Origin of the sequence: Amycolatopsis sp. MEPSY49, assembly GCF_051337345.1 — a bacterium.
GTDB lineage: Bacteria > Actinomycetota > Actinomycetes > Mycobacteriales > Pseudonocardiaceae > Amycolatopsis.
The window spans coordinates 15,336-34,710 of sequence record NZ_JBDLYJ010000026.1 but is presented as its reverse complement, the minus strand read 5'-3'; the positions used below and the strand labels follow the sequence as shown (position 1 = coordinate 34,710).

Annotated in this window: 17 protein-coding genes and 1 pseudogene; 11 read left to right on the top strand and 7 right to left on the bottom strand. The window is 71.5% G+C overall.

Features of this window, described 5'->3' with window-relative positions; translation table 11 throughout:
* Window positions 1–13: 13 nt before the first annotated feature.
* From ABFJ78_RS49435 to ABFJ78_RS49410, 6 genes and pseudogenes are all read left to right on the top strand, one after another.
* Window positions 14–1,366 carry an MFS transporter gene (locus ABFJ78_RS49435; protein WP_436394568.1) on the top strand — a complete coding sequence of 451 codons (1,353 nt, stop codon included), beginning with the start codon at window positions 14–16 and terminating at the stop codon, window positions 1,364–1,366.
* A complete protein-coding gene (locus ABFJ78_RS49430; RefSeq protein WP_436394567.1) occupies window positions 1,363–2,319 on the top strand; it encodes a fumarylacetoacetate hydrolase family protein in 957 nt (318 codons plus the stop codon). The genes ABFJ78_RS49435 and ABFJ78_RS49430 overlap by 4 nt, the downstream gene beginning before the upstream one ends.
* Complete coding sequence (locus ABFJ78_RS49425) at window positions 2,316–2,846, top strand: cupin domain-containing protein (RefSeq protein ID WP_436394566.1); 531 nt, start codon at window positions 2,316–2,318, stop codon at window positions 2,844–2,846. Before ABFJ78_RS49430 ends, ABFJ78_RS49425 begins: the two co-directional genes overlap by 4 nt.
* Window positions 2,843–3,820 (top strand): amidohydrolase family protein, encoded by a 978-nt coding sequence (locus ABFJ78_RS49420; protein ID WP_436394565.1) that lies wholly within the window; start codon window positions 2,843–2,845, stop codon window positions 3,818–3,820. The genes ABFJ78_RS49425 and ABFJ78_RS49420 overlap by 4 nt, the downstream gene beginning before the upstream one ends.
* A gap of 132 nt (window positions 3,821–3,952) precedes the next feature.
* The gene (locus ABFJ78_RS49415; protein ID WP_436394564.1) at window positions 3,953–4,846 is read left to right on the top strand and encodes a LysR family transcriptional regulator; all 894 of its coding nucleotides are present in this window, start codon (window positions 3,953–3,955) and stop codon (window positions 4,844–4,846) included.
* Window positions 4,847–5,517: 671 nt separating this feature from the next.
* Window positions 5,518–5,736 (top strand): annotated as a pseudogene (locus tag ABFJ78_RS49410) (FCD domain-containing protein); the annotation flags it as partial.
* Window positions 5,737–5,872: 136 nt separating this feature from the next.
* Here ABFJ78_RS49410 and ABFJ78_RS49405 read toward each other — a convergent pair.
* Window positions 5,873–6,763: an enoyl-CoA hydratase/isomerase family protein gene (locus ABFJ78_RS49405; RefSeq protein WP_436394563.1), complete on the bottom strand. Its 891-nt coding sequence runs from the start codon at window positions 6,761–6,763 to the stop codon at window positions 5,873–5,875.
* Window positions 6,764–6,909: 146 nt separating this feature from the next.
* Between ABFJ78_RS49405 and ABFJ78_RS49400 the strand changes: the two genes are divergently transcribed.
* Complete coding sequence (locus ABFJ78_RS49400; RefSeq protein WP_436394562.1) at window positions 6,910–7,926, top strand: cupin domain-containing protein; 1,017 nt, start codon at window positions 6,910–6,912, stop codon at window positions 7,924–7,926.
* On the opposite strand, the gene ABFJ78_RS49395 is transcribed toward ABFJ78_RS49400, so the two are convergent.
* From ABFJ78_RS49395 to ABFJ78_RS49375, 5 genes are all read right to left on the bottom strand, one after another.
* Window positions 7,889–8,602, bottom strand: a complete 714-nt coding sequence (locus ABFJ78_RS49395) for a response regulator (protein WP_436394561.1) — start codon at window positions 8,600–8,602, stop codon at window positions 7,889–7,891. The two genes, ABFJ78_RS49400 and ABFJ78_RS49395, sit on opposite strands and share 38 nt — an antisense overlap.
* Complete coding sequence (locus ABFJ78_RS49390; RefSeq protein WP_436394560.1) at window positions 8,599–9,822, bottom strand: sensor histidine kinase; 1,224 nt, start codon at window positions 9,820–9,822, stop codon at window positions 8,599–8,601. The genes ABFJ78_RS49395 and ABFJ78_RS49390 overlap by 4 nt, the downstream gene beginning before the upstream one ends.
* A 4-nt stretch (window positions 9,823–9,826) precedes the next feature.
* A complete protein-coding gene (locus tag ABFJ78_RS49385) occupies window positions 9,827–10,834 on the bottom strand; it encodes a hypothetical protein (RefSeq protein ID WP_436394559.1) in 1,008 nt (335 codons plus the stop codon).
* A 20-nt stretch (window positions 10,835–10,854) separates the two neighbouring features.
* Window positions 10,855–11,454, bottom strand: coding sequence for a carboxymuconolactone decarboxylase family protein (locus tag ABFJ78_RS49380; RefSeq protein WP_436394558.1), 600 nt, complete (start codon window positions 11,452–11,454; stop codon window positions 10,855–10,857).
* 84 nt (window positions 11,455–11,538) lie between these two features.
* Window positions 11,539–12,432 carry a LysR family transcriptional regulator gene (locus ABFJ78_RS49375; protein ID WP_436394557.1) on the bottom strand — a complete coding sequence of 298 codons (894 nt, stop codon included), beginning with the start codon at window positions 12,430–12,432 and terminating at the stop codon, window positions 11,539–11,541.
* A gap of 196 nt (window positions 12,433–12,628) precedes the next feature.
* Between ABFJ78_RS49375 and ABFJ78_RS49370 the strand changes: the two genes are divergently transcribed.
* The 4 genes from ABFJ78_RS49370 to ABFJ78_RS49355 are packed head-to-tail and all read left to right on the top strand — an operon-like array spanning window position 12,629 to window position 18,319.
* Window positions 12,629–13,423, top strand: coding sequence for an ABC transporter ATP-binding protein (locus ABFJ78_RS49370; protein ID WP_436394556.1), 795 nt, complete (start codon window positions 12,629–12,631; stop codon window positions 13,421–13,423).
* Window positions 13,423–15,675, top strand: coding sequence for an FtsX-like permease family protein (locus ABFJ78_RS49365; protein ID WP_436394555.1), 2,253 nt, complete (start codon window positions 13,423–13,425; stop codon window positions 15,673–15,675). Before ABFJ78_RS49370 ends, ABFJ78_RS49365 begins: the two co-directional genes overlap by 1 nt.
* 44 nt (window positions 15,676–15,719) lie before the next feature.
* Window positions 15,720–17,117, top strand: a complete 1,398-nt coding sequence (locus ABFJ78_RS49360; RefSeq protein ID WP_436394554.1) for an MFS transporter — start codon at window positions 15,720–15,722, stop codon at window positions 17,115–17,117.
* Window positions 17,114–18,319 (top strand): FAD-dependent monooxygenase, encoded by a 1,206-nt coding sequence (locus ABFJ78_RS49355; protein WP_436394553.1) that lies wholly within the window; start codon window positions 17,114–17,116, stop codon window positions 18,317–18,319. The genes ABFJ78_RS49360 and ABFJ78_RS49355 overlap by 4 nt, the downstream gene beginning before the upstream one ends.
* Here ABFJ78_RS49355 and ABFJ78_RS49350 read toward each other — a convergent pair.
* Window positions 18,313–19,335, bottom strand: coding sequence for an Lrp/AsnC family transcriptional regulator (locus tag ABFJ78_RS49350; RefSeq protein WP_436394552.1), 1,023 nt, complete (start codon window positions 19,333–19,335; stop codon window positions 18,313–18,315). The genes ABFJ78_RS49355 and ABFJ78_RS49350 overlap by 7 nt on opposite strands.
* Window positions 19,336–19,375: the final 40 nt, after the last annotated feature.

Genomic DNA, 19,375 nt, shown 5'->3' with positions numbered 1-19,375 from the left:
AGGATGTTCTGCAATGACGCAACCATCACCGGCCGACCTCGAACGCAGAGCCAGGCGGAACATCCGCCTGGGTTCGCTGGGCGCGGCTCTCGAGTACTACGACTTCGTGGTCTACCTCTACGTGGCCACCCTGATCGGGCAAGCTTTCTTCCCCGCGGACACCTCGCCGGCCGTGCGGCTGGTCCAGACCCTTTCCGTCTACTCGACCGGTCTCCTGATCCGGCCGCTCGCCGGCATCCTCATCGCCAGGGTCGCCGACCGCGTGGGCCGGAAGCGGTTGTTCATCCTGACCGTCGTCGTCATGTCCGCGGCCACGCTGGTCACCGGGCTGCTGCCGACGTACGCCCAGATCGGCTGGCCCGCGCCGGTCCTGCTGGTGCTGATGCGGGTCGCCCAAGGCTGCGCGGTGGGCGGGGAGATCCCCGCCGCCGCGGTCTTCGTCACCGAGCACGCCCGGCCGGGCGGCGTCGCGCGTGCCGGCGCGTTCCAGCAGTTGACGGCCTACAGCGGATTCCTGCTCGGCGCGGGCGCGGCCTTCGGCGCCGGCCTGGTGGCCACGCACCTGACGCCCGGCGTGCCCTCGCTGGCGTGGCGGCTGCCGTTCCTCGCCGGCGGAGTGCTCGGAGTCGTGTCGCTCTACTTGCGCCGCAAGATCGACGAGACACCCGCCTTCGTGCGCGAGACCGAAGCGGCGGGCAACCGCCGGTCCGCGCCGGTCCGCGAGGTGCTCGCCGGCCACCGTCGCCCGGTCCTGTTCGCGGTGCTCCTCGCGGTCGCGCTGACCCTGGTGAACGTCACCTACTTCAACTACTGGCCGACGTACCTGCAGACGGTCCTCGGGTATTCCCCGACGGCGTCGCTGGTCGCGAGCCTGATCTCGATCGCGGGCGCGATGGCGGCCATGCCCGCCTGGGGCCGCGTCGCCGACCGGCACGGCTGGCGCCGGATGCTGCTCTGGGCGGGGCTGGCGACCGCGGCGACCACGGCGCTGCTGCTGGTGGTTCTTCCCGCTCTCCCCGCGGGCTCCGGCCTCGCCGTGTGGATCCAGTTGCCGGCCGCCTTGGCCGCGGCCGGGATTCCCGCCGCCGTCCCGGGCCTGCTCTCGGCGATCTTCCCGACCGAAGTCCGGCAGACCGGCTTTTCGCTGCCGTACAACGTCGTCGTCGCGGTGCTCGGCGGCTTCCTCAACCTGATCCTGGTGTGGCTGGTGACGACCGTCGGCTTCGGTGCGCCGATGTACGTCGTGCTGCTCGCGTGCGGCCTGACGGTCGTCGCCGCGGCCGTCGTCCCCCGGATCCGCACCTACCTCGGTCCGGGTGCCCTGACGACCGGAAGCGTCCCGAAGACGAAGGAGCGATTGCCGTGAAGTGGGTTACCTACCAAGCGGGTGCCGACGTCCGCACCGGTGTCCTCGACGGCGAGTCCGTCCGCGGCCTCGCCGCGGGCACGACCTTGGAAGGGTTGCTGGCGAGCGGTCGTCTCACGGAGGCCGGAGAGGACGCCTCGCGTGCGCCCGCGGAAGTGCGGCCCCTGGCCGAAGTCCGCCTGCTCGCCCCGCTCCGTCGTCCGCCTTCGGTGCGTGACGGACTGTGCTTCCTCGACCACCTCCGCGGGTGCTACCGGGCCCTCGGCCGGGACGTCGAGCTGGCCGAGGTGTGGTCGCGGAGCCCGGCGTTCTACTTCGCCAACGCGGACGCGATCGCCGGACCGTACGACGACGTCCCGATTTCGCCGGGCTCCACGATGTTCGACCTCGAGCTCGAGGTCGGCGCCGTGATCGGGCGGGGCGGCCGCGACCTGCACCCGGACCGCGCCGAGGCACACATCGCCGGCTTCACCCTCTTCAACGACTGGACCGCGCGGGACCACCAGCTCGTGGATCTGGCGCAGGGCATCGGAATGGCGAAGAGCAAGGACGGCGCGATCACGCTGGGGCCGGCGCTGGTCACCGTCGACGAACTCGAGCCGTACCGCCGCGACGGGCGCCTGGCCCTCGAACTGTCCGCGACGGTCAACGGTGCCGAGCTGACCCGCGGCAGTCTCGACCGGATGGACTGGACCTTCGGCGAGCTCCTCGCGTACGTCTCGCGCGGGGCCGACCTCACGCCCGGGGCGGTGATCGGGTCCGGCACGGTGCCCGGCGGCTGCCTGCTGGAACACGTCGACACCCCCGATCCGGCCGACTTCGCACGCTGGCTGCGACCGGGGGACGTGGTGAGCCTCAGCGGAACAGGGCTGGGGGAGACCCGGCAGACGGTGACGCGCGGGATCGACGTGATCCCGCTGCGGCCGGCCGCGCAAGGGGGGACACCACGATGAGCTTCCGCTTCCGGCGGGTCGTCACCGGCCACGCCGCGGACGGGAAGGCGGTCGTCCGCTCGGACGCGGTCGTCGGTTCGGCCCCGCGGCTGCCGGGGTACGAGGCGCGGGTCGTGTGGTGCACGGGGCAGTTCCCGGCGAGCAACGACGACGACCGGTTCGACGACGGCGCGCCCGGTCCGAAGGGATCCCGCGTGCTCTTCCGCGTCGCGGAGTTCGACCCGGCGGTGGCCGAGCACACGAACATGCACCGCACGGAGACCCAGGACGTCGCCGTGGTGCTTTCGGGCCGGCTGGACATGGTCCTCGACAGCGGTGAGGTCGTCGAGCAGCTGGCCGCGGGCGACGTCCTGGTCCAGCGCGGCACCATGCACTCCTGGGTTCCCCGGGGCGACGAGCCGGTCCGGGTGCTGTTCGTGCTCATCGACGCGCAGCCCGTCCGCGTCGGCGACGTCGTCCTCGGCGAGGACCTGTCGATGCTGAGCGGAGAGGTGTCGCCCATGCCGCCGGGCGGCGACCGTCCGTGACGCCCTATCGCGCGGTGGACGCCCACGCCCACTACCTGGGGCCGGGACTGCCGTCCCTGCCCAGCGGAGCGCCGCGGCTGGTGGACGGCCGGATCGTCCGGGGTGACGGCAGCGCTCGCGCTGTCCCATCCGCGTTGTGGGACGTGCGGGAACGACTGCGCGCCATGGACTCGGCCGGGCTGTCGCACCAGGTGATCTCGCCGGTCCCGGAGATCATGACGCGGGCGTGGCCGGAGGATCCCGCCTACGCCCGCGCGGTGAACGACTCGATCGCGCGGGCCTGCCGGGAATCGGGCGGGCGGCTGCTCGGCCTGGGGTGCCTGCCCCGGACGGATCCGGCGACCGAGCTGGCCCGGTGTTTGAGCCTCGGTTTGCGCGGCGTGCTGGTCGGCACCCGGATGGCCGGGGACGGCTTGGACGTCCCCGGACTCTCCCCGCTGTGGGCGAGCTGCGCGGAGGCCGGGGCGTGCGTCTTCGTCCATCCCGTCGACCACGGACGGGGCGTGCTGTGCCGGTCGGGGCCGCAGGTGGAGATCGGACTGGGCATGCCGGCCGACACGGCCGTGGCGGCGACCGCGCTCGTGTTCGGCGGTGTCCTGGCGCGGTACCCCGGCCTGCGCGTCCTGCTCGCCCACGGCGGCGGTGCCTTCCCGTGGGTCTACCCGCGGCTGCGCATGGCCGCCGAAGGGCCCGGCGAGCAGTGGGACGCCCTGGTCCGGCGGCTGTTCGTGGACACGCTCGTCCTCGACGCCGCGCACCTGCCCCTGCTGGCGCACCGGTTCGGACCGGACCGGCTGCTCCTCGGTACCGACAGCCCCTTCCTGCCGGAGCACTTCGCGGACGCCGCCCGGATCGCCGGCGTCCTGCCGAGCGCGCCGCGCCGCGCCGTCGAGGTGCCCAACGCCCTCACCTTCCTCGGCCTGCCGGTGGCCGAGCACCCCGACTCGAGGCGGACGTCGGCCGAGGCCGGCTGAGCGAGTACGCCTCGCCCGAAGCGAACGTCGCGAGCCCGCGGTGCGCTGTGCCGTGACATTCCTTTGTGGAATAGGTCTGCTACGGTGGCGGAGTGCGGTCGTACGGCCCACGGGTCGGAAGCGGGCGGCGCCATGGACATCAGGCAGATCGAGTACTTCTCGGTGATCGTCCGCGAGGGAAGCTTCAGCCGGGCGGCCCGCAAGCTGCACATCGGCCAGCCGGCACTCAGCAAGCAGATCCAGGCGCTCGAGCGTGAGCTGGGTGCCGAGCTGCTGGTCCGGCTGCCCGGCGGGGTCCGTCCCACGGCCGCGGGCGCCCGCATGGCGGAGATGGGCCCCGCTCTCCTCGGTTACCTGGACGACATCCGATCGGCGGTCCGGGACGCGGCCGCGTCGCTGACGGGGACGGTGCGGCTCGGTATGTCGCCATCGCTCGTCTCCGCGCTGGCCGGTCACCTGGAGGAGAGTTTCGCCGAGAAGCACCCGCGGCTGCGCGTCGAGATCGTCGAGGCCCTGCCGATGTTCTTGGCGGAATGGGTCGAGGAGGGGCGGCTGGACCTCGGCGTCTTCACCCACCAGCCGACTCGCGGATATCCGAGTCTGTCCGTCACCACGGTCGGTGCCGACGAATTGCTGCTGGTCGCGAAGCCGGGCACGCTCCCCGACGTCGGAGAGCGCGTCACCCCGGACCTGCTTCCGTCCCTGCGGCTGGTGTTGACGCCCGGCTTCCGGGACCTCCTGCGCACAAGCCTCGAACCCCGGCAGGTACCGGATGGCATGGGTTCGCGAACCGATTCCATCCACATGGTCCGGGATCTGGTGGCGCGGGGTGAGTACCGGTCGGTCCTGCCGTACGCGTTCGTCAGGGAAGATCTCGAAGCGGGCACCCTGTCGGCGGTGGGTTTCGAGCCCGCGCTGACGCGGGAGCTGGTGGCGGTGACCCGCGCGGGACGCAAGTCCGCACCGGCGGTGGACGCGGTCATCGAGACGGTCCGGAGCCGGCTCGCCGAGCTCGCCGGGAGATGACGGTGGCCGTCATCGGCTCGCCCGGTCCGCCATCATGACCCGGAAGGCGTTGCCGCCGCAGGCGCCGTGCGCTCCGCCGCCGGGATGTGTCGAGGAACCACCGAAGTAGATGCCCCGGACGCCACTTCGGTACTGGGCGTCGCCCTCCCGCACCAGCATCTTGCGCAGGTGTTGATGTCCGGGTTGTGCGCGCCGCTCTTGTACTCGGGTGCTCGGTCGAGGCACGCCGCGTAGCTCCCCAGCACGCTCGTGCTCGTGTCCTGGAACCGGGACAGTGCCGACCGTTCGGACGCGGACACCGAATCGCGGTCCAGTAGCCGAGCAGGCCGACGTCCCCGCCCGGCTCGTCGAGGTCTCCGGAGAACTCTGTGGCGAGCAGGTAGAACAGGGTGCGGACCTCGTCGGTTTCGAAGAGCCGGTCGATCAGGTCCCGTGCGGAAAACCGCCCGAGACTCTCCGGATCGACCAGGCCGCGGAACGCCGTCGAGATCCGGTCGAGGTAGCCGGCGAACGCCGCCGCGCGGGGCGACGGGAAGAACAGCCCGGACAACGCGGGCGTGAACCGGTCGGCAAATGGCCTTGCAGCGTTCGTAGGTTCTGGCGTCACGAGCCGAATAGCGGGAAAGCGAACCGCGGGTTTTCTTCTTGAGATCACGACGATAGCCGTGCGCATGCGCGACGCGCTCGACCCGCTCCTGGTCGACGACGCGCTCTGGCACTCCTCGGCCACCGACATCCGCAAAATGCGCGGGTGTCTCGAGGAGCTGGCCGCCGCGCGAGACGGCGGCGATGCCGTCGCGTTCGTCCACGCCAACTGGGCGCTGCACCGGCGGATCGCGGAGGTCAGTCCGAGCGCGATCGTGCGCTCGGTCCACATCTCCCTCCTGGAACTGATCCAGGCGCACACCCGCGGGGTCGGTGGCACGGCGACGCAGCCCCTGCCCGACTACGTCGCCGCGCGCTACCCGGCGGCTGATCCACGAGCACAACAACACCGGAACCGCGCGGTGACCGGGACGTGCGGCCCTACCGCTGAGCCACGGGCCGGAAGCCGGGTGACAGGCTGTCGACGAGCCCCTCGAGATCGCGCTCGCCCGCACGGGTCTGCACGCCCGCTGCCAGCTGCTTCCGGGCGACCTCGACCATGTCCTCGGTGAACAGCGAGTACAGGGCGGCGTTTTCGACGGCGTAGGCCTCGTCGGGGGCGGGCGGGGTCGCGGCTCGGACGGTGGTCTTGATCGCGGCGACGACCTCGGGGCGCACTCCCGCCATCCGCCGGGCCAGGGTGTCGACGAAGGCGTCGATCTCGTCGGCGGGCAGCGCCCGGTTCACCAGGCCGTAGCGCTCGGCCACTTCGGCGCCGACGAGCTGGCCGCCGATGAGCAGTTCCAGGGCGCGGGCCGGGCCGAGCAGCCGGGTCATGTTCACCGTGCCGCCGCCGCCGGGAATAATCGCCAGGGTGGATTCCGGCTGGGCCTGACCGGATTTGCCGATCGCGGCGAACCGCATGTCGAGGGACATCAGAAACTCGTTGCCGGCGCCCCGGGCGAACCCGGCCACCTTGCCGATGGTGACCTGCGGAAGGTCACGGATCTCCAGGCTCAAGGCCTGCAGGATGTTCAGGCCGTCGGGGAGCACCGCCCCCGGTGCGGCGTCGATAGCGGCCTGGGTCGCGGCGGGCAGGGCCTCCGGGTCGGTGACGTAGGCCATGTCGCCGTGCGCGCTGAAGAACTCCGGATCGGCGCTCTGGAACACGATCACCCGGACGTCCGCGTCGGTGCGCACCTGATGCGCGAACCCGCGCAATGACGGCAGCAGCACGCCGTCCATCAGATTGAGGGGCGGGTGGTCGAGCGTCACGGTGGCCACCCCGGCCGCGACGGTGATCTCGAGGCCTGGCCAGTTGCCGTAGTCCATGGTGACTCCTTCTCGGTGATGCCGGATCGAAGGCTCCGGCTCCCAAGACCATATGTAGCAATCGATGAGGCAGACCATGCCCACGCAGCTCAGAAAATTGATTACCTGTCTCATCTGGCGCCTGATCCAAGTGCTAATGTCACCTTGTGGATCCACTGGCCGACGCCCTGGCGATCTCCGGCGTCAAAGGAGCACTGAGCACCCGGGTCGAGGCGGGCGGCCGTTGGGCGGTCGCCCTGGACGACTTTCCCGGGACGGCCCTGCACGCCGTGACCGCGGGCAGTGCCTGGCTCACGGTCCCCGGCCGCGAACCGGTGGAACTGGTGGCCGGCGACGTGGTCCTGCTGCCCGCCGGCACCCCGCACGGCCTCACCGACGACCCCACGGACACGGGCGGCGCCGGACGCGGCCGGTGCGAGCACGTGGTCGCTCGCGGGCGCGGGACCGGTGAGGTGATCAGCCTCGGGACGCAGCCCGCGACTACGCGGATCGTCACCATTCACTACGATTGCGACCCGGCGGCGCTCACCCAGATCCTGACCCTGCTGCCCGGACTCGTGCACGTGCGGGCCGAGGCGGGGACGCCGGGGCTGGCCGATGCGGTGCGCATGCTCGCCCGGGAACTCGCCCATCCGCAGCTCGCCACGTCCGCCGTGCTGAAGAGCCTCGTCGACATCGTGCTCGTGCAGATGCTGCGTGCCTGGCTCGAGGTGAATCCCCCCGAGTGCTTCGGCACCTGGCTCGGGGCGCTCTACGACCCGGTCATCGGCAAGGCACTGCGGCACCTGCACGAGAATCCCGCCATTCCCTGGACGACCTCGACGCTCGCGGAAGCCATCTCGGTCTCCCGCGCGACCCTCGCCCGCCGTTTCCCGGCGGCGACGGGGTACACCCCCGCGGCGTACCTGGCGAACTGGCGCATGGATCTGGCCGCCGTGCAGTTGCGCGACAGCCACGGCTCCCTCGAGACCATCGCCGAGGCGGTCGGTTACGGGTCGGTGCCGGCGTTCACCCGCGCCTTCACCCGGGCCCACGGACGCACGCCCGGGCGCTACCGCAGCGAAGCACGCAGCCGCGGCGGTACGGCCTTCCGGCTGGAGACGCCCGCCCCGTCGAGCCTGACGATCAGTCAGCGGCCACGAGCCCGGTCTGGTAGGCGATGACGACGAGTTGCGCGCGGTCGCGTGCGTCCAGTTTGGACATGGCGCGCTGCACGTGGGCGCGGACGGTGAAGGGGCTGAGGTACATCCGATCGGCGATCTCCACATTGGACAGGCCGGTCGCGACGAGTTCGACCATCTCGCGTTCGCGCGGGGTGAGTGCGGCGAGCCGTTCGGGATGGCGTGGCGGGGTGTCGGCCGGTGTGGCGAGGAAACGGGCCACCAGGGAGCGGGTCGCCGCCGGGGACAGGAGGGTGTCGCCGGCGGCGATCGTGCGCACGGCGTCGAGCAGGCCCTGCGCCTCGATCCCCTTGCCGATGAAGCCGCTGGCCCCGGCGCGCAGGGCCTGGGCGATGTACTCGTCGGTCTCGTAGGTGGTGAGGATCAGGACGCGGGTGGCCCGCAGATCCGGATCGGCGCAGATCTCCGCGGTGGCGGCGAGGCCGTCGGTGCCGGGCATCCGGATGTCCGTGATCACCACGTCCGGGCGCAGCTTGCGGGCCAGGGCCACCGCCTCCTTGCCGTCGCCCGCCTCGCCGACCACGGCGATGTCGTCGGCGCTGTCGAGGAGAGTGCGGAAAGCGCCGCGCAGCAACGCCTGATCGTCGGCGAGGAGGACCCGCAGCGGCGCAGCGTCATCCCCGGTTTCCGGTCCGTCGCCTGGGGTGTCGTGGATCATCGGCCCTCGCCATCGGTCGCTCCGTCGGTTTTCCGCGCTGTCTTGCCGGCGGCGGGAAGAGGCAGGCGGGCGGAGACGCGGAAACCCCCTTCGGGACGCGCGCCGGCGTCGAGGGTCCCGCCGACCGCGGCCACCCGTTCACGCATCCCGATCAGACCGTAGCCGGGCGGGCGCTCCTGAGTCTCGCGGGCGCCCCCGCCGTCGTCGGTGACCGTGATGGTCACCTGGTCGCGGTCCCGGACCAGGCGCACCTCGGCGCCACCCGTGGCGGCGTGCTTGGCCACGTTCGTCAGGGCCTCTTGGATGACGCGGTAGGCGGTGAGGTCCACGGCCGGCGGTAGCGGTCCGGCCGTGCCGTCCTCGTGGATCGACACCGCCAGGCCAGCGCGGTGGAAGGTGCTCAGCAGCTCGGGAACCTGCGCCAGCCCGGGCGCCGGCTCGGTGAGCGCGGAGGTGCCGGAGGTGTCTTCTTCGGGGTGGCGCAGCAGGCCGACCGTGGCCCGCAGTTCGTCGAGGGCCTGGCGGGTGGTCCCGACCAGTTCGTCCAGGCTCTTGCGGGCCTGCTCCGGCCGGGTCGCGAACAGGTGGGCGGCGACGGTGGCCTGCGCGTTGGCCAGGGTGATCTGGTGGGCCACCAGGTCGTGCAGCTCGCGGGCGATGCGAAGCCGTTCCCCGGCGACCCTCCGGCGGGCCTCCTCGTCCCGGCTTTCCTCGGCCCGGCGCGCCCGCTCCTCCATGATCGTCAGGTAGGCCCGCCGGTGCCGCGTCGAGCGACCGAACACGGCGGCCACGAGCGGCGCCGCGGCCACCGTCGCCAGCCTGCTGGTGTCCGCCCACGAGAAGTCCGTTTCGAAGAACGGGGGGACGGTGACCAGCAGCGCCGCCGCCGGGAGCAGGGCCGCGAGCGCCACCCGCCGTTCGGCGCCGACGGCGAGCGAGTAGGCGCCGATGACGACCGGGGCCACCGTGAACGGGGTCGACAGCAGACCGATCGGCGCGACGAGCATGCCGCACACGGTCGTGGCGATCACCGTGGCCACCGGCGCGCGGTGCCGCGCCGGGAGCAACCCGGACGACACCGCGGCGAGGAGGTAGGCGGCCACCGGCGGCGGTGTCACCGTGTCGTCCACCCGCAGCGCGCCGCCGAGCAGGCAGAGCGCGAACGCCACCGCGACGACCGTTCCCTCCCGCCACCACGACATGTCCCTCGACCGCAGCACAAGATCAGCTTAGCTCCGACGTTGCTTGAGAAGCGCGAAATTCGACGCGCACGACCGCGGCGGGCTTGATGACGCCGGCCGGATTCGGCGGTGTGTGTCCGCCGTCGGTGGTGAAGTAGGCGACCCGGCCGTGGTCACCGTCCTGACGGCCCCAGGCGGCACTGGAGGGCCCGAGGAACCGGTGGTCGATCGGCTCGCCGATGACCAGTTCGCTTTCCGTCGCCGCGACCACCGGATCGAGGGGGACGCGCCACAGGGTGTTGTCGATGTGGGTCGTGATGTACGCGACGCCGGCGGTCTCGTCGACGCAGAAGTCGTCGACCGCGTGAATGCCCTTCGTCACCACCTCCGGCTCGCCGGCCGGCTGGTGGGTCACCGGGTCGACGGCCACGCGGGCGAAAACCTGCTCCCACGAGCCGGTGTAGTACACGTAGCCGGACTTCTCGGCGACCCGGACCCCGTTGACGCCCGGGTAGGGGATGGCGAAGGTCTGGGTCAGGTGGACGGCCTTGTCCGCGTCCTGGCCCGGCACCATGGTGTCGTGCTGCAGCCAGACACTGGCCTTCCCGGCGAGGCCGTCTTCGGTCAGGTCGACCCGCCAGATCAGGCCGGCCGCGCAGTCCGCGATCAGGAGGACGCCGGGAGCCAGCACGGCACTGCCGTTCAGCCCCGCCGCCTCCGCGGGGAAGGACAGCGTCCGGGTCCGGTTCACCGGCGCGCCGGGGGTCCAGCCGCGCAGGTCGTAGCGGTCCAGGGTGGCCGGGGCCATGGAGGAGACGTAGAACACGTCGGGCTCGGCCTCGACGATGCTCATGGGCAGGCCGTCGAGCCGGTCCACCAGCACGGCGCCGATGGTCGCGTCCTCGGCCGGCGCGGGCACCCACCAGAGTTCCCGTCGATTGAGCGCGGTCACCAGCATCGAACCGTCCGCTCGGACCGCGAGGTTCTCCAGGAAGTAGTGCTCCGGGAAGGTCGCGACGGTCGTCAGTGTCGGCTTGTCCACAACTGTCATTTGGTTCTCCTTGATAGTGGTCATTCGGGAGCGGGCACCTGGAACATGGCCAGCAACGTGCACACCGTCTGGTACTGACCCATGACCGCGCCGATGTCATAAAGGCCCCGCTGGCCGAAAGCCTGTTCGGCGGCGCGGTACAGATCGTCGTCGAGCCGGTGTTCGGTCAGCAGTTGCCGCGTGACCCGGATCGCGAGCTTCTCTTCGTCGCCCAGTTCGCCGGGCACTTCGCCCTCTGCGATGGCGTGGATGACATCCGGCGAGAGGCCCATTCGCGCGGCGACGATTCTGTGCGCGTACACCTCGTACTGGGCACCGGTGCCCCACACGGCGCCGACGGCGACGATCACGACCTCGCGCACGCGTTCGGTCAGTGACGTGTGTTCGGACTCCGCGGCCGCGAATTCGAGGAACCGCAGGGCGATCTCCGGGTGGCGCAGGAACGTGTTGAACGGGCCGATCAACCGGCGGTCCTCGGTGCTGATCTCGAATCCCGAGTCATTCGCCCACGGCAATTGGTTCGCCATTACCGAATCGAACAGTTTTTGCTGCTCCGGCGTCATTGCGGACGGGTCGATCAAGGGCAGGCGTCCGCCGAGAACATCGCTGGTTTTCGTCACAGGAATACTGTGTCGCGGCAATCTCGCCGTGTCCAACGACGTATTTCGATGGCGCGGATCGCTCCGGCAGATGGGTGGGTGCGTTCAGTTGTGCGCGTTCAGGTACTGCCGCGCAACACGTTCGAAGGCCCGGGCGGCGGCACCCGGAGCACGGCCGGCGGCCGTGGCCAGTGAGATGGGCCAGTCCAGGTCGGCGCCGGTGACACGCACCACGGCCAGCTCCTCGTCGGGCACCAGGACCACGCGCGGGAGCAGGGCGACGCCGAGGCCGTGGCGGACGAAGTCCCTGCCGGCGGTGATGTCGGCGATCTCGATCGCGACGTGGCGCTCGAGCCCGGCGGCGGCGAACGCTTGATCGGTCACCACGCGGTTGCCGTAGCCGAGCGGAAAGTCGACAAAGGACTCGTCGGCCAGTTCCGAGATCGCCACGTCCGTTCGTGCCGCGAGCGCGTGATCTCGCCGGACGACCAGATCCAGCGGGACGGACGTGAGGTCCCGCACGCGCACCCCGGCCGGACGCCGGCCCGGAAGGGAGATGAAGGCCAAGTCGAGCCGGCCCTCCGTCAGCTCGGTCACGAGTCCCGGGGATCCGGTGCCCACGATCGCCAGTTGCACGGACACCTCGGGGTACTCACGGTGGAACTGGCCCAGCACGGCGGGCAGGTCGATCATTCCCAAGGAACTCATGGTGCCGACGCGCAACGTGCCGCGGAGGCCACCGATGACCTCGTGCACGGCGTCTCGGGCGGCGCGAGCGGCGTCCAGCGTCACCCGTGCCTTCGGCAGCAGTTGCCGGCCGGCATCGGTCAGCGTGATCTGCCGGCCGGCGCGCACCAGCAACGGAGCACCCAGTTCCCGTTCCAGGGAAGCGATCGTCGCGGACACGGCGGACTGGACGACGTGCAACCGGGCCGCGGCGCGGGTGAAGCCGGGCTCCTCCACGACGGCGACGAAGCACTCCAGCTGACGCAACTCCACGAGTCGATCATCGCATCGATCGAGGGGACCCGCCTACGCGTAGTGCGTTCGCACCAGAAGCGGGCCGGACCGGTGCGGACGCACCAGGCGAAGACGGTCTCGGCAAACGATGTTCGCCGCCGCGGTGCGCGACAGAGTTGGTGGCGGAATCGTCCGGCACCGGCTCGGGCGGCGAAGCGGCAGGAAAGAAGCGTTGATGAACACCGGAGAAAGCAGCGACGCGATTCGGCTGACGGCCGTTCGCAAGCTCTACGGAAGGCGCGACAACCAAGTGGTCGCGCTGGAGGAGGTGACGACGCGGTTCGGCCGCGGAACGTTCACGGCGATCATGGGGCCGTCGGGTTCCGGCAAGAGCACCCTGTTGCAGTGCGCGGCCGGGCTCGACCAGCCGACGTCCGGCTCGGTGCTGCTCGAGGAGCACGAACTCAGCGAGCTGAGCGAGACCGAGTTGACCAAGCTGCGGCGGGACCGAATCGGGTTCGTCTTCCAGTCGTTCAACCTGCTTCCGGTCCTGACCGTGCGGCAGAACGTGACGTTGCCGCTGCGGCTCGCCGGGCGCAAACCGGACCGGGACCGGGTCGCGCGGATCCTCGACCAGGTCGGCCTCGCCCAGCGGAGCAACCACCGTCCGTCGGAGCTCTCCGGCGGGCAGCAGCAGCGGGTCGCCATCGCCAGGGCGCTGATCAGCGATCCCGCCGTCATCTTCGCCGACGAGCCGACCGGCGCCCTGGACACCAAGACCGCGCGGGACATCCTCAGCCTGCTGCGGCACTCGTCGCGGGCGGCCGGTCAGACGATCGTGATGGTGACCCACGATCCGGTCGCGGCGTCGTACGCCGATCGTGTCCTGTTCCTCGCCGACGGGCGGCTGGCCGGTGAGCTGCACTCGCCGACCGCCGAATCCGTGGCCGACCGGATGACCCGCCTGGGCGCCTTCGCCGGCGAAAGCCTCCGCCCGCAGCCGGCGGGGAACCGGGGAGGGCAGCGCTGATGCTGCAGCTCGCACTGCGCACCCTGCGGTTCCGCGCGGGCCTGTTCGTGGCGGCCTTTCTCGCCGTGTTCTTCGCGGCGGCCATCATGATGGCCTGCGGCGGCCTGATCGAGACCGGCATCCGCACGGCGGTGCCGCCACAACGGCTGGCCTCGGCCGACGTCGTCGTCACCGGCGACCAGGAGTACCACGACTCGGGTGGCGACTCCGACGAGCCGCCGATCCTGCCCGAGCGGGTTCGCGTCGACGCGGGGCTGGCGGACACGATCGCGGCGCTGCCGGGCGTGCGGGAGACCGAGAGCTTCGTCTTCGAGGGAGCGCCGCCGCCGGGGACGGTCGACGCGATCGGCGTGCTGGCCGAGCCGGGAGTGGCCGTCGACGAGCTCCAGGAGCGAATCGACGCCAAGCTGGGCAACGGAACCGTCACCCTCGTCGGTGACGAGCGGGGACAGGCCGAACTGCGCGAGGCCAAGTCGAGCGGCGTCACCGTGATGGCACTGGCCGGCGTCCTCACCGCCTTCGCAGTCCTGGTGTCCATCTTCGGCGTGGCTTCTATGCTCGGCCTTTCGATCGCCCAGCGGCAGCGGGATCTGGCGTTGCTACGAGCCGTGGGAGCGACACCTCGGCACCTGCGCCGGCTGATCTCCCGTGAGACGCTGCTGCTGGCGGTGGTCGCCACCGCGCTGGCGTACTTCCCGGGCCGGTGGCTGGGCGGGTTCGTGTTCGACCGGCTGACCGAGCGCGGGATCGCCGCCGAGGGCCTGGCGTTCCGGCAAGGCTGGATCCCGACCGTGGCCGCCATGGCGATGGCGATCCTCGCGGCACTGGCCGGTGCGCTGGGCGCCGGCCGGAGGGCGTCGCGCGTCAAGCCGGCGCAGGCGCTCGCGGAGGTCTCCGTCGAGGGCGGGCTGATCGGCCGCGGACGCGTGCTGCTGGCTGCCTCCCTCCTCGCCGGTGGCATCGCCATGACCATCGTGACCATCGCCGTGATGAGCGGACCCCTCACGCCGGCCACCGCCGCGCCCGCCGTGATCCTGCTCGCCATCGGGCTGGCCGTGCTCGCCCCCGTGCTGACGAAGGTCACGACCTTCGCCGTGCAGTGGCCCGTGCGCGCGCTGGGTGGCGTGACCGGCCAGCTCGCCGTGCTCAACGCACGCGGCCGCGGCGGCCGGATGGCGGCCGTGCTGGGGCCGGTCATCCTGCTGACCGCGGTGTCGACCGGCATGCTGTACCTGCAGACGACCAATGACGAGGCCGATCGGCAGGCCTTCGCCGGCAACCTGGTCGCCGACGCCGTGGTGACCACACAGGACCGTTTCGACCCGGGCCTGGTGGGCCTGATCGACGACCTGCCGCACGTCGCCGGCGCCTCGGAGTACGTCACCAGCGTCGGCTTCATCGAGAAGCCGGCGGACAGCTCGCCGACGAACGAAGGCTGGACCCTCCAGGGCGTCACCGCCGAGGGCGCCGACGCCACCACCCCGGTCCGGGTCACCGCGGGCCGGCTGGCCGACCTGCACGACGACACGATCGCGATCGGGGACCGGCACGCCGAGCAGCTGGGCGTCGGCGTCGGCGGCACCATCACGCTGCGGATGGGCGACAACACCACCCTCGACGTGCGGGTGGCGGCACTGTTCTCCGCCCCGGACGGCTACGACACCCTCTTGCTCCCCGCCGACACCCTGGCCGCGCACACCACCGAGGGACACGCGACGCGCATCCTGGTCAAAGCCGACGAGAACACCGACCCCGAAAAGCTGGTGGCGGACCTGACCACGGTGACGTCAGCCGGGAGCGGTCTGACCGTGTCCGGCCGCGACGTCCTGCTCCGGGAGTTCGACGAGCAGAAGACGACCGCCGGCTTCGCGATCTACCTCATGGTGATCATGATCGCCGGGTACGCGGCGATCACGGTGATCACCACGCTGGCGTCGAGCATGACGGCGCGGCGGCGGGAGTTCGGGCTGCAGCGGCTCGCGGGCTCGACTCGGGGCCAGGTGCTGCGGATGGCCGGCCTGGAGGGGGCGATCCTGGCCTTCGGCGGCATCGCGCTGGGCACCGTCGCCGTGCTCGGGATCCTGGTGCCGGTCAGCCTCAAGCGCCTCGGCTCGGTGCTGCCCGCCGGGTCCCCGTGGATCTACGTGTCGACGGCCGCGCTGACCGTCCTGCTGACGCTCGGCGCCGCGCTCCTGCCCGCCTGGCGGGCGACCCGCGGCCGGCCGGCGGAGGCGGCGCTCGCCGTCGAATAGCGCCGGCGCCCCCAGCTTTCCTTGCGATCACCGAAAGGACGCTCATGACCACAACCCTGGCTACCCCGGTGCGAATCGGGAAGGCCTCCGTCGGCGCGCTGGGCATGCTGGCCCTCGCCAGCGGTGCCCTGGAATCGGTGGTGCAGCCGACGCTCCCGCTCCTGCAATGCGAACTGGACATGGGGCCCACCGGAGGGGCGCTGCTCAGCATCCTGCTCCCGATCACCGGCGCGCTCGTGACGCCGTTGGCGGGCCGGTTCGGCGACCGCTACGGCGGAAAACGAGTCCTGGTCCGGCTGATGATCGTGGTGTGCGTCGGCGGCATGGTGTCCGCGCTGGCGCCGGGCCTGCCCGTGCTGCTGGCCGGCCAGGTCCTGCAGGGCGCGATGGTGGGCGCGCTGCCCCTGTCGTTCATCGTCGTGCGCAAGCACCTGCCCGCAGGAAAGTCGAAGGTGGCCATCGGGGTGGTCAGCGGGCTGTTCGTGGGCGGCGGGATGCTGGGCACGCTGCTGGCCGGCCCCGTGGCGGAACAGCTGTCCCGGCACTGGATGTTCGCGCTCCCGACGATCGCCGTCATCGTGGCCACCCTCCTCGTGAACCGGCTGGTGCCGGCGGATTCGGCGGACCGGTCGGACGACGCCGGGGTCGACTGGCCGGGGCTGGTCCTGCTGAGCGGGGTGTTGATCACGCTCATGCTCGTGCTCAACCTCGCCCCCGACCTCGCTTCGCAGCCCCTCCTGCTGTGCGGCCTCATCGTGCTGCTGGCCGCGCTCGTGGCCGGCTGGATCGCCGTCGAGCGTCGCGCGGCCTCGCCGATGATCGATCTGCGCCTGCTGGCCCGGCCCATGATGTGGAAGTCGAGCGTGCTGACGTTCACGATCTGCGTCGGTACCTCGATGGCGATCTTCCTCGTCACCCAGCTGTGGAGCGCGTCCGGTGACGGGTACGGCTTCGGGGCCGGCGCCACCGAGATCGGCCTGTTCCTGTTGCCCAGCACCGTGGTCGCGACACTGGCCGGACCACTGGGCGGGACCTGGGAGCGGCGTTCCGGCGCACGTTCCGTGGCCACCGCCGGGGTCGTCCTGATGTCCGTCGCCCTGATCGCCATGGCGGTCGTGCATTCCGAGGCGTGGTACCTCGTCGTCGGCAAGGCACTGGTCGCACTGGCCAACGGCCTGGTCGTCACCGCGATGACGACCGGCATCGCCACTTCCGTCGCGGCGACCGAGACCGGCGTCGCCACCAGCCTGATCCTCGTGACCCGCGTGCTCGGCATGGCCTCGGGCGGGATGCTCGGTGGCGTGCTGCTCGCGGCCGGAACCCCGGCCGGGTCGGACGTCGCGGCCGAATCGTCATACACCACCGGATTCGTCATCGCCGGCGTCGTCACGGCGCTGGCCCTGTTCGTCACCCGCACCATGCACAAGGGAGTCAAGGCATGACCAGCACCACGCCCAAGAGCCGGGTCCTGATTTCCGGGGCCAGCATCGCCGGTCCTACGCTCGCGTATTGGCTGACCCGCCACGGATACGCGGTCACGGTGGTGGAGCGGGCGGCCGCGGTGCGCAGCGGTGGCTATCCCATCGACGTGCGCGGCACCGCGTTGGAGGTCGTCCGGCGGATGGGGATCCTGCCACGACTGCGGGACGCGCACATCGACCTGCAACGGCTGACCTTTCTCGACGGGAACGGCGGCGAGGTGGCCTCGGTTCACCCGCACGCGGTCACCGGCGGTGTCGAGGGACGGGACCTGGAGGTGCGGCGCGGGGATCTGACCGACGCGCTCTACTCGGCGGTCCGCGACGACGTGGAGTTCCGGTTCGACGACTCCATCGACACCCTGGTCCAGTCCGGCGACGGGGTCGACGTCACGTTCCGCGGCGGCGGCCAACAGACGTACGACCTGGTGTTCGGCGCAGACGGTGCGCACTCACGCACCAGGGAGCTCGTGTTCGGCTCGGAAGCGCGGTTCCACCGGTACCTCGGCTACTGCTTCGCCGTGTTCCCCATGCGCAACACCTTCGGGCTCTCCCACGAGACCGTCATGTGGAACACCCCGGGCCGGGCGGCGGCGCTCTACGCCGTGGGGGAGGACGACGAGGTGCACGCCTTCCTGAACTTCGCCCGGCCGGAGCCGCCGTCCGACGTGTTCGCGAACCCGGAGGCCCAGCGGGATCTCGTCGCCGCTGTCTTCGCCGACGCGGGATGGGAGGTCCCCGCACTGCTGGCCGCCATGCGCGAGGCGGACGACGTGTTCTTCGACGGCGTCAGCCAGATCCGCATGCCCCGCTGGCACCGCGGCCGGGTCGCGCTGGCGGGTGACGCCGCGTACGCGCCCTCTTTCCTCACTGGACAAGGTTCCAGCCTCGCGCTCGTCGGCGCGTACATGCTCGCCGGTTCCCTGGCCGGCCGGGACCACACCGCCGGGTTCGCCGCCTACGAAGACAGCACGCGTGCGTTCGTGGCCGCGAACCAGGGGCTGGTCGGCGCGGGCGGCGCCACGCTCTTCCCGACCACCGCCGAGGCTCTGGATCAGCGCAACGACCGGCTCCGCAAGCTCAGCGCCAGGCCCGCCGCCGAGCCGCGACCGGCCCATTCGGCCCTCACCCTGCCCGACTTCATGGCCGGCAGGCCGGCTCAGTAGGCCGCGAGCGCGGTCGGCGGGATCACCGTTCCGGTCGCCCGGCCGGCGCCGTCCAGCAGCCAGCCCATGCGTTTCGGCGTGCGGAGGTTGATCGCGTTGTCCCGGATCCGCAGCCACGGCAGGTGCTCGCCCAGCTTCCGCTCGATGCGGAGCATGTCGTGCGGCGACCGCGTCCAGAAGGTCATGGCGAGGTTGGCGTCGCCGGTGGTCGAAACGCACATCCGCAACTCCGGGAAGGTGGCGAGCGCCGCCACGGTCCGGCGGTGGTCGGCGGGCTCGACGTGCGCCGTCCAGGTGCTGCTCACCGTCCAGCTCGAGACTTCCGAGGCGAGTTCGCAGCGGAACGACAGCAGGTCCGAGGCGAGCAGCCGGCCGAGCTGCCGGCGCACGGTGGCAGGGTTCCGGTCCGTCGAGCGAGCCAGGTCCGCCGCGGTGCTGCGGCCGTCGACGGCGAGCGCCTCGATCAGCGGCCACGCGTCCCGTGGCGGTGCCGCCGGGACGCGAGCCGGTTCGCGGGCCGCCGCCTGGAACGCGGATTCCTCCACCGGGCGGAGCGCGTCGAGGCGCCAATGGCTGCCGTGCCGGTGCACCGCCGTCGCGACGAAGGTCCGCTGGCGGGCCACTCCGGGAAGCGTCTCGAGCTCGTCGAGCACGTACCGGGTGAGCGCGGCGAGGTCCTCGGTGATGACGGTCAGGAGGAGGTCCCGGCCGCGCGTCGACTCTTCGACGGTGACGGCGCGCGGGTCCGCGCACGCGGCGTCGACGACGGCCCGCCGGGCGCCGGGCAGGCAGTCCACCTCGACCAGGGCGAGCGTGACCCGCCGGTAGCTGCCGCCCGGGTGGGCGGTGATCCACGCGAGCCCGCGCTCCCGCAGCCGGGCCCACCTGGCCGCTTCGCCGGCCGCGGTGGTGCCCAGGATGCGGGCGGCCTCGGCCCACGGGATCCGCGGCGCGACCTGGAGACCGTGGAGCAGCCGCAGCTCCTTCTCGTCGAGGGCCGGATGCACGGAAATCATCGAACCAGTCTCTCTGTTGCACGAATCCGTCGAAATCAAG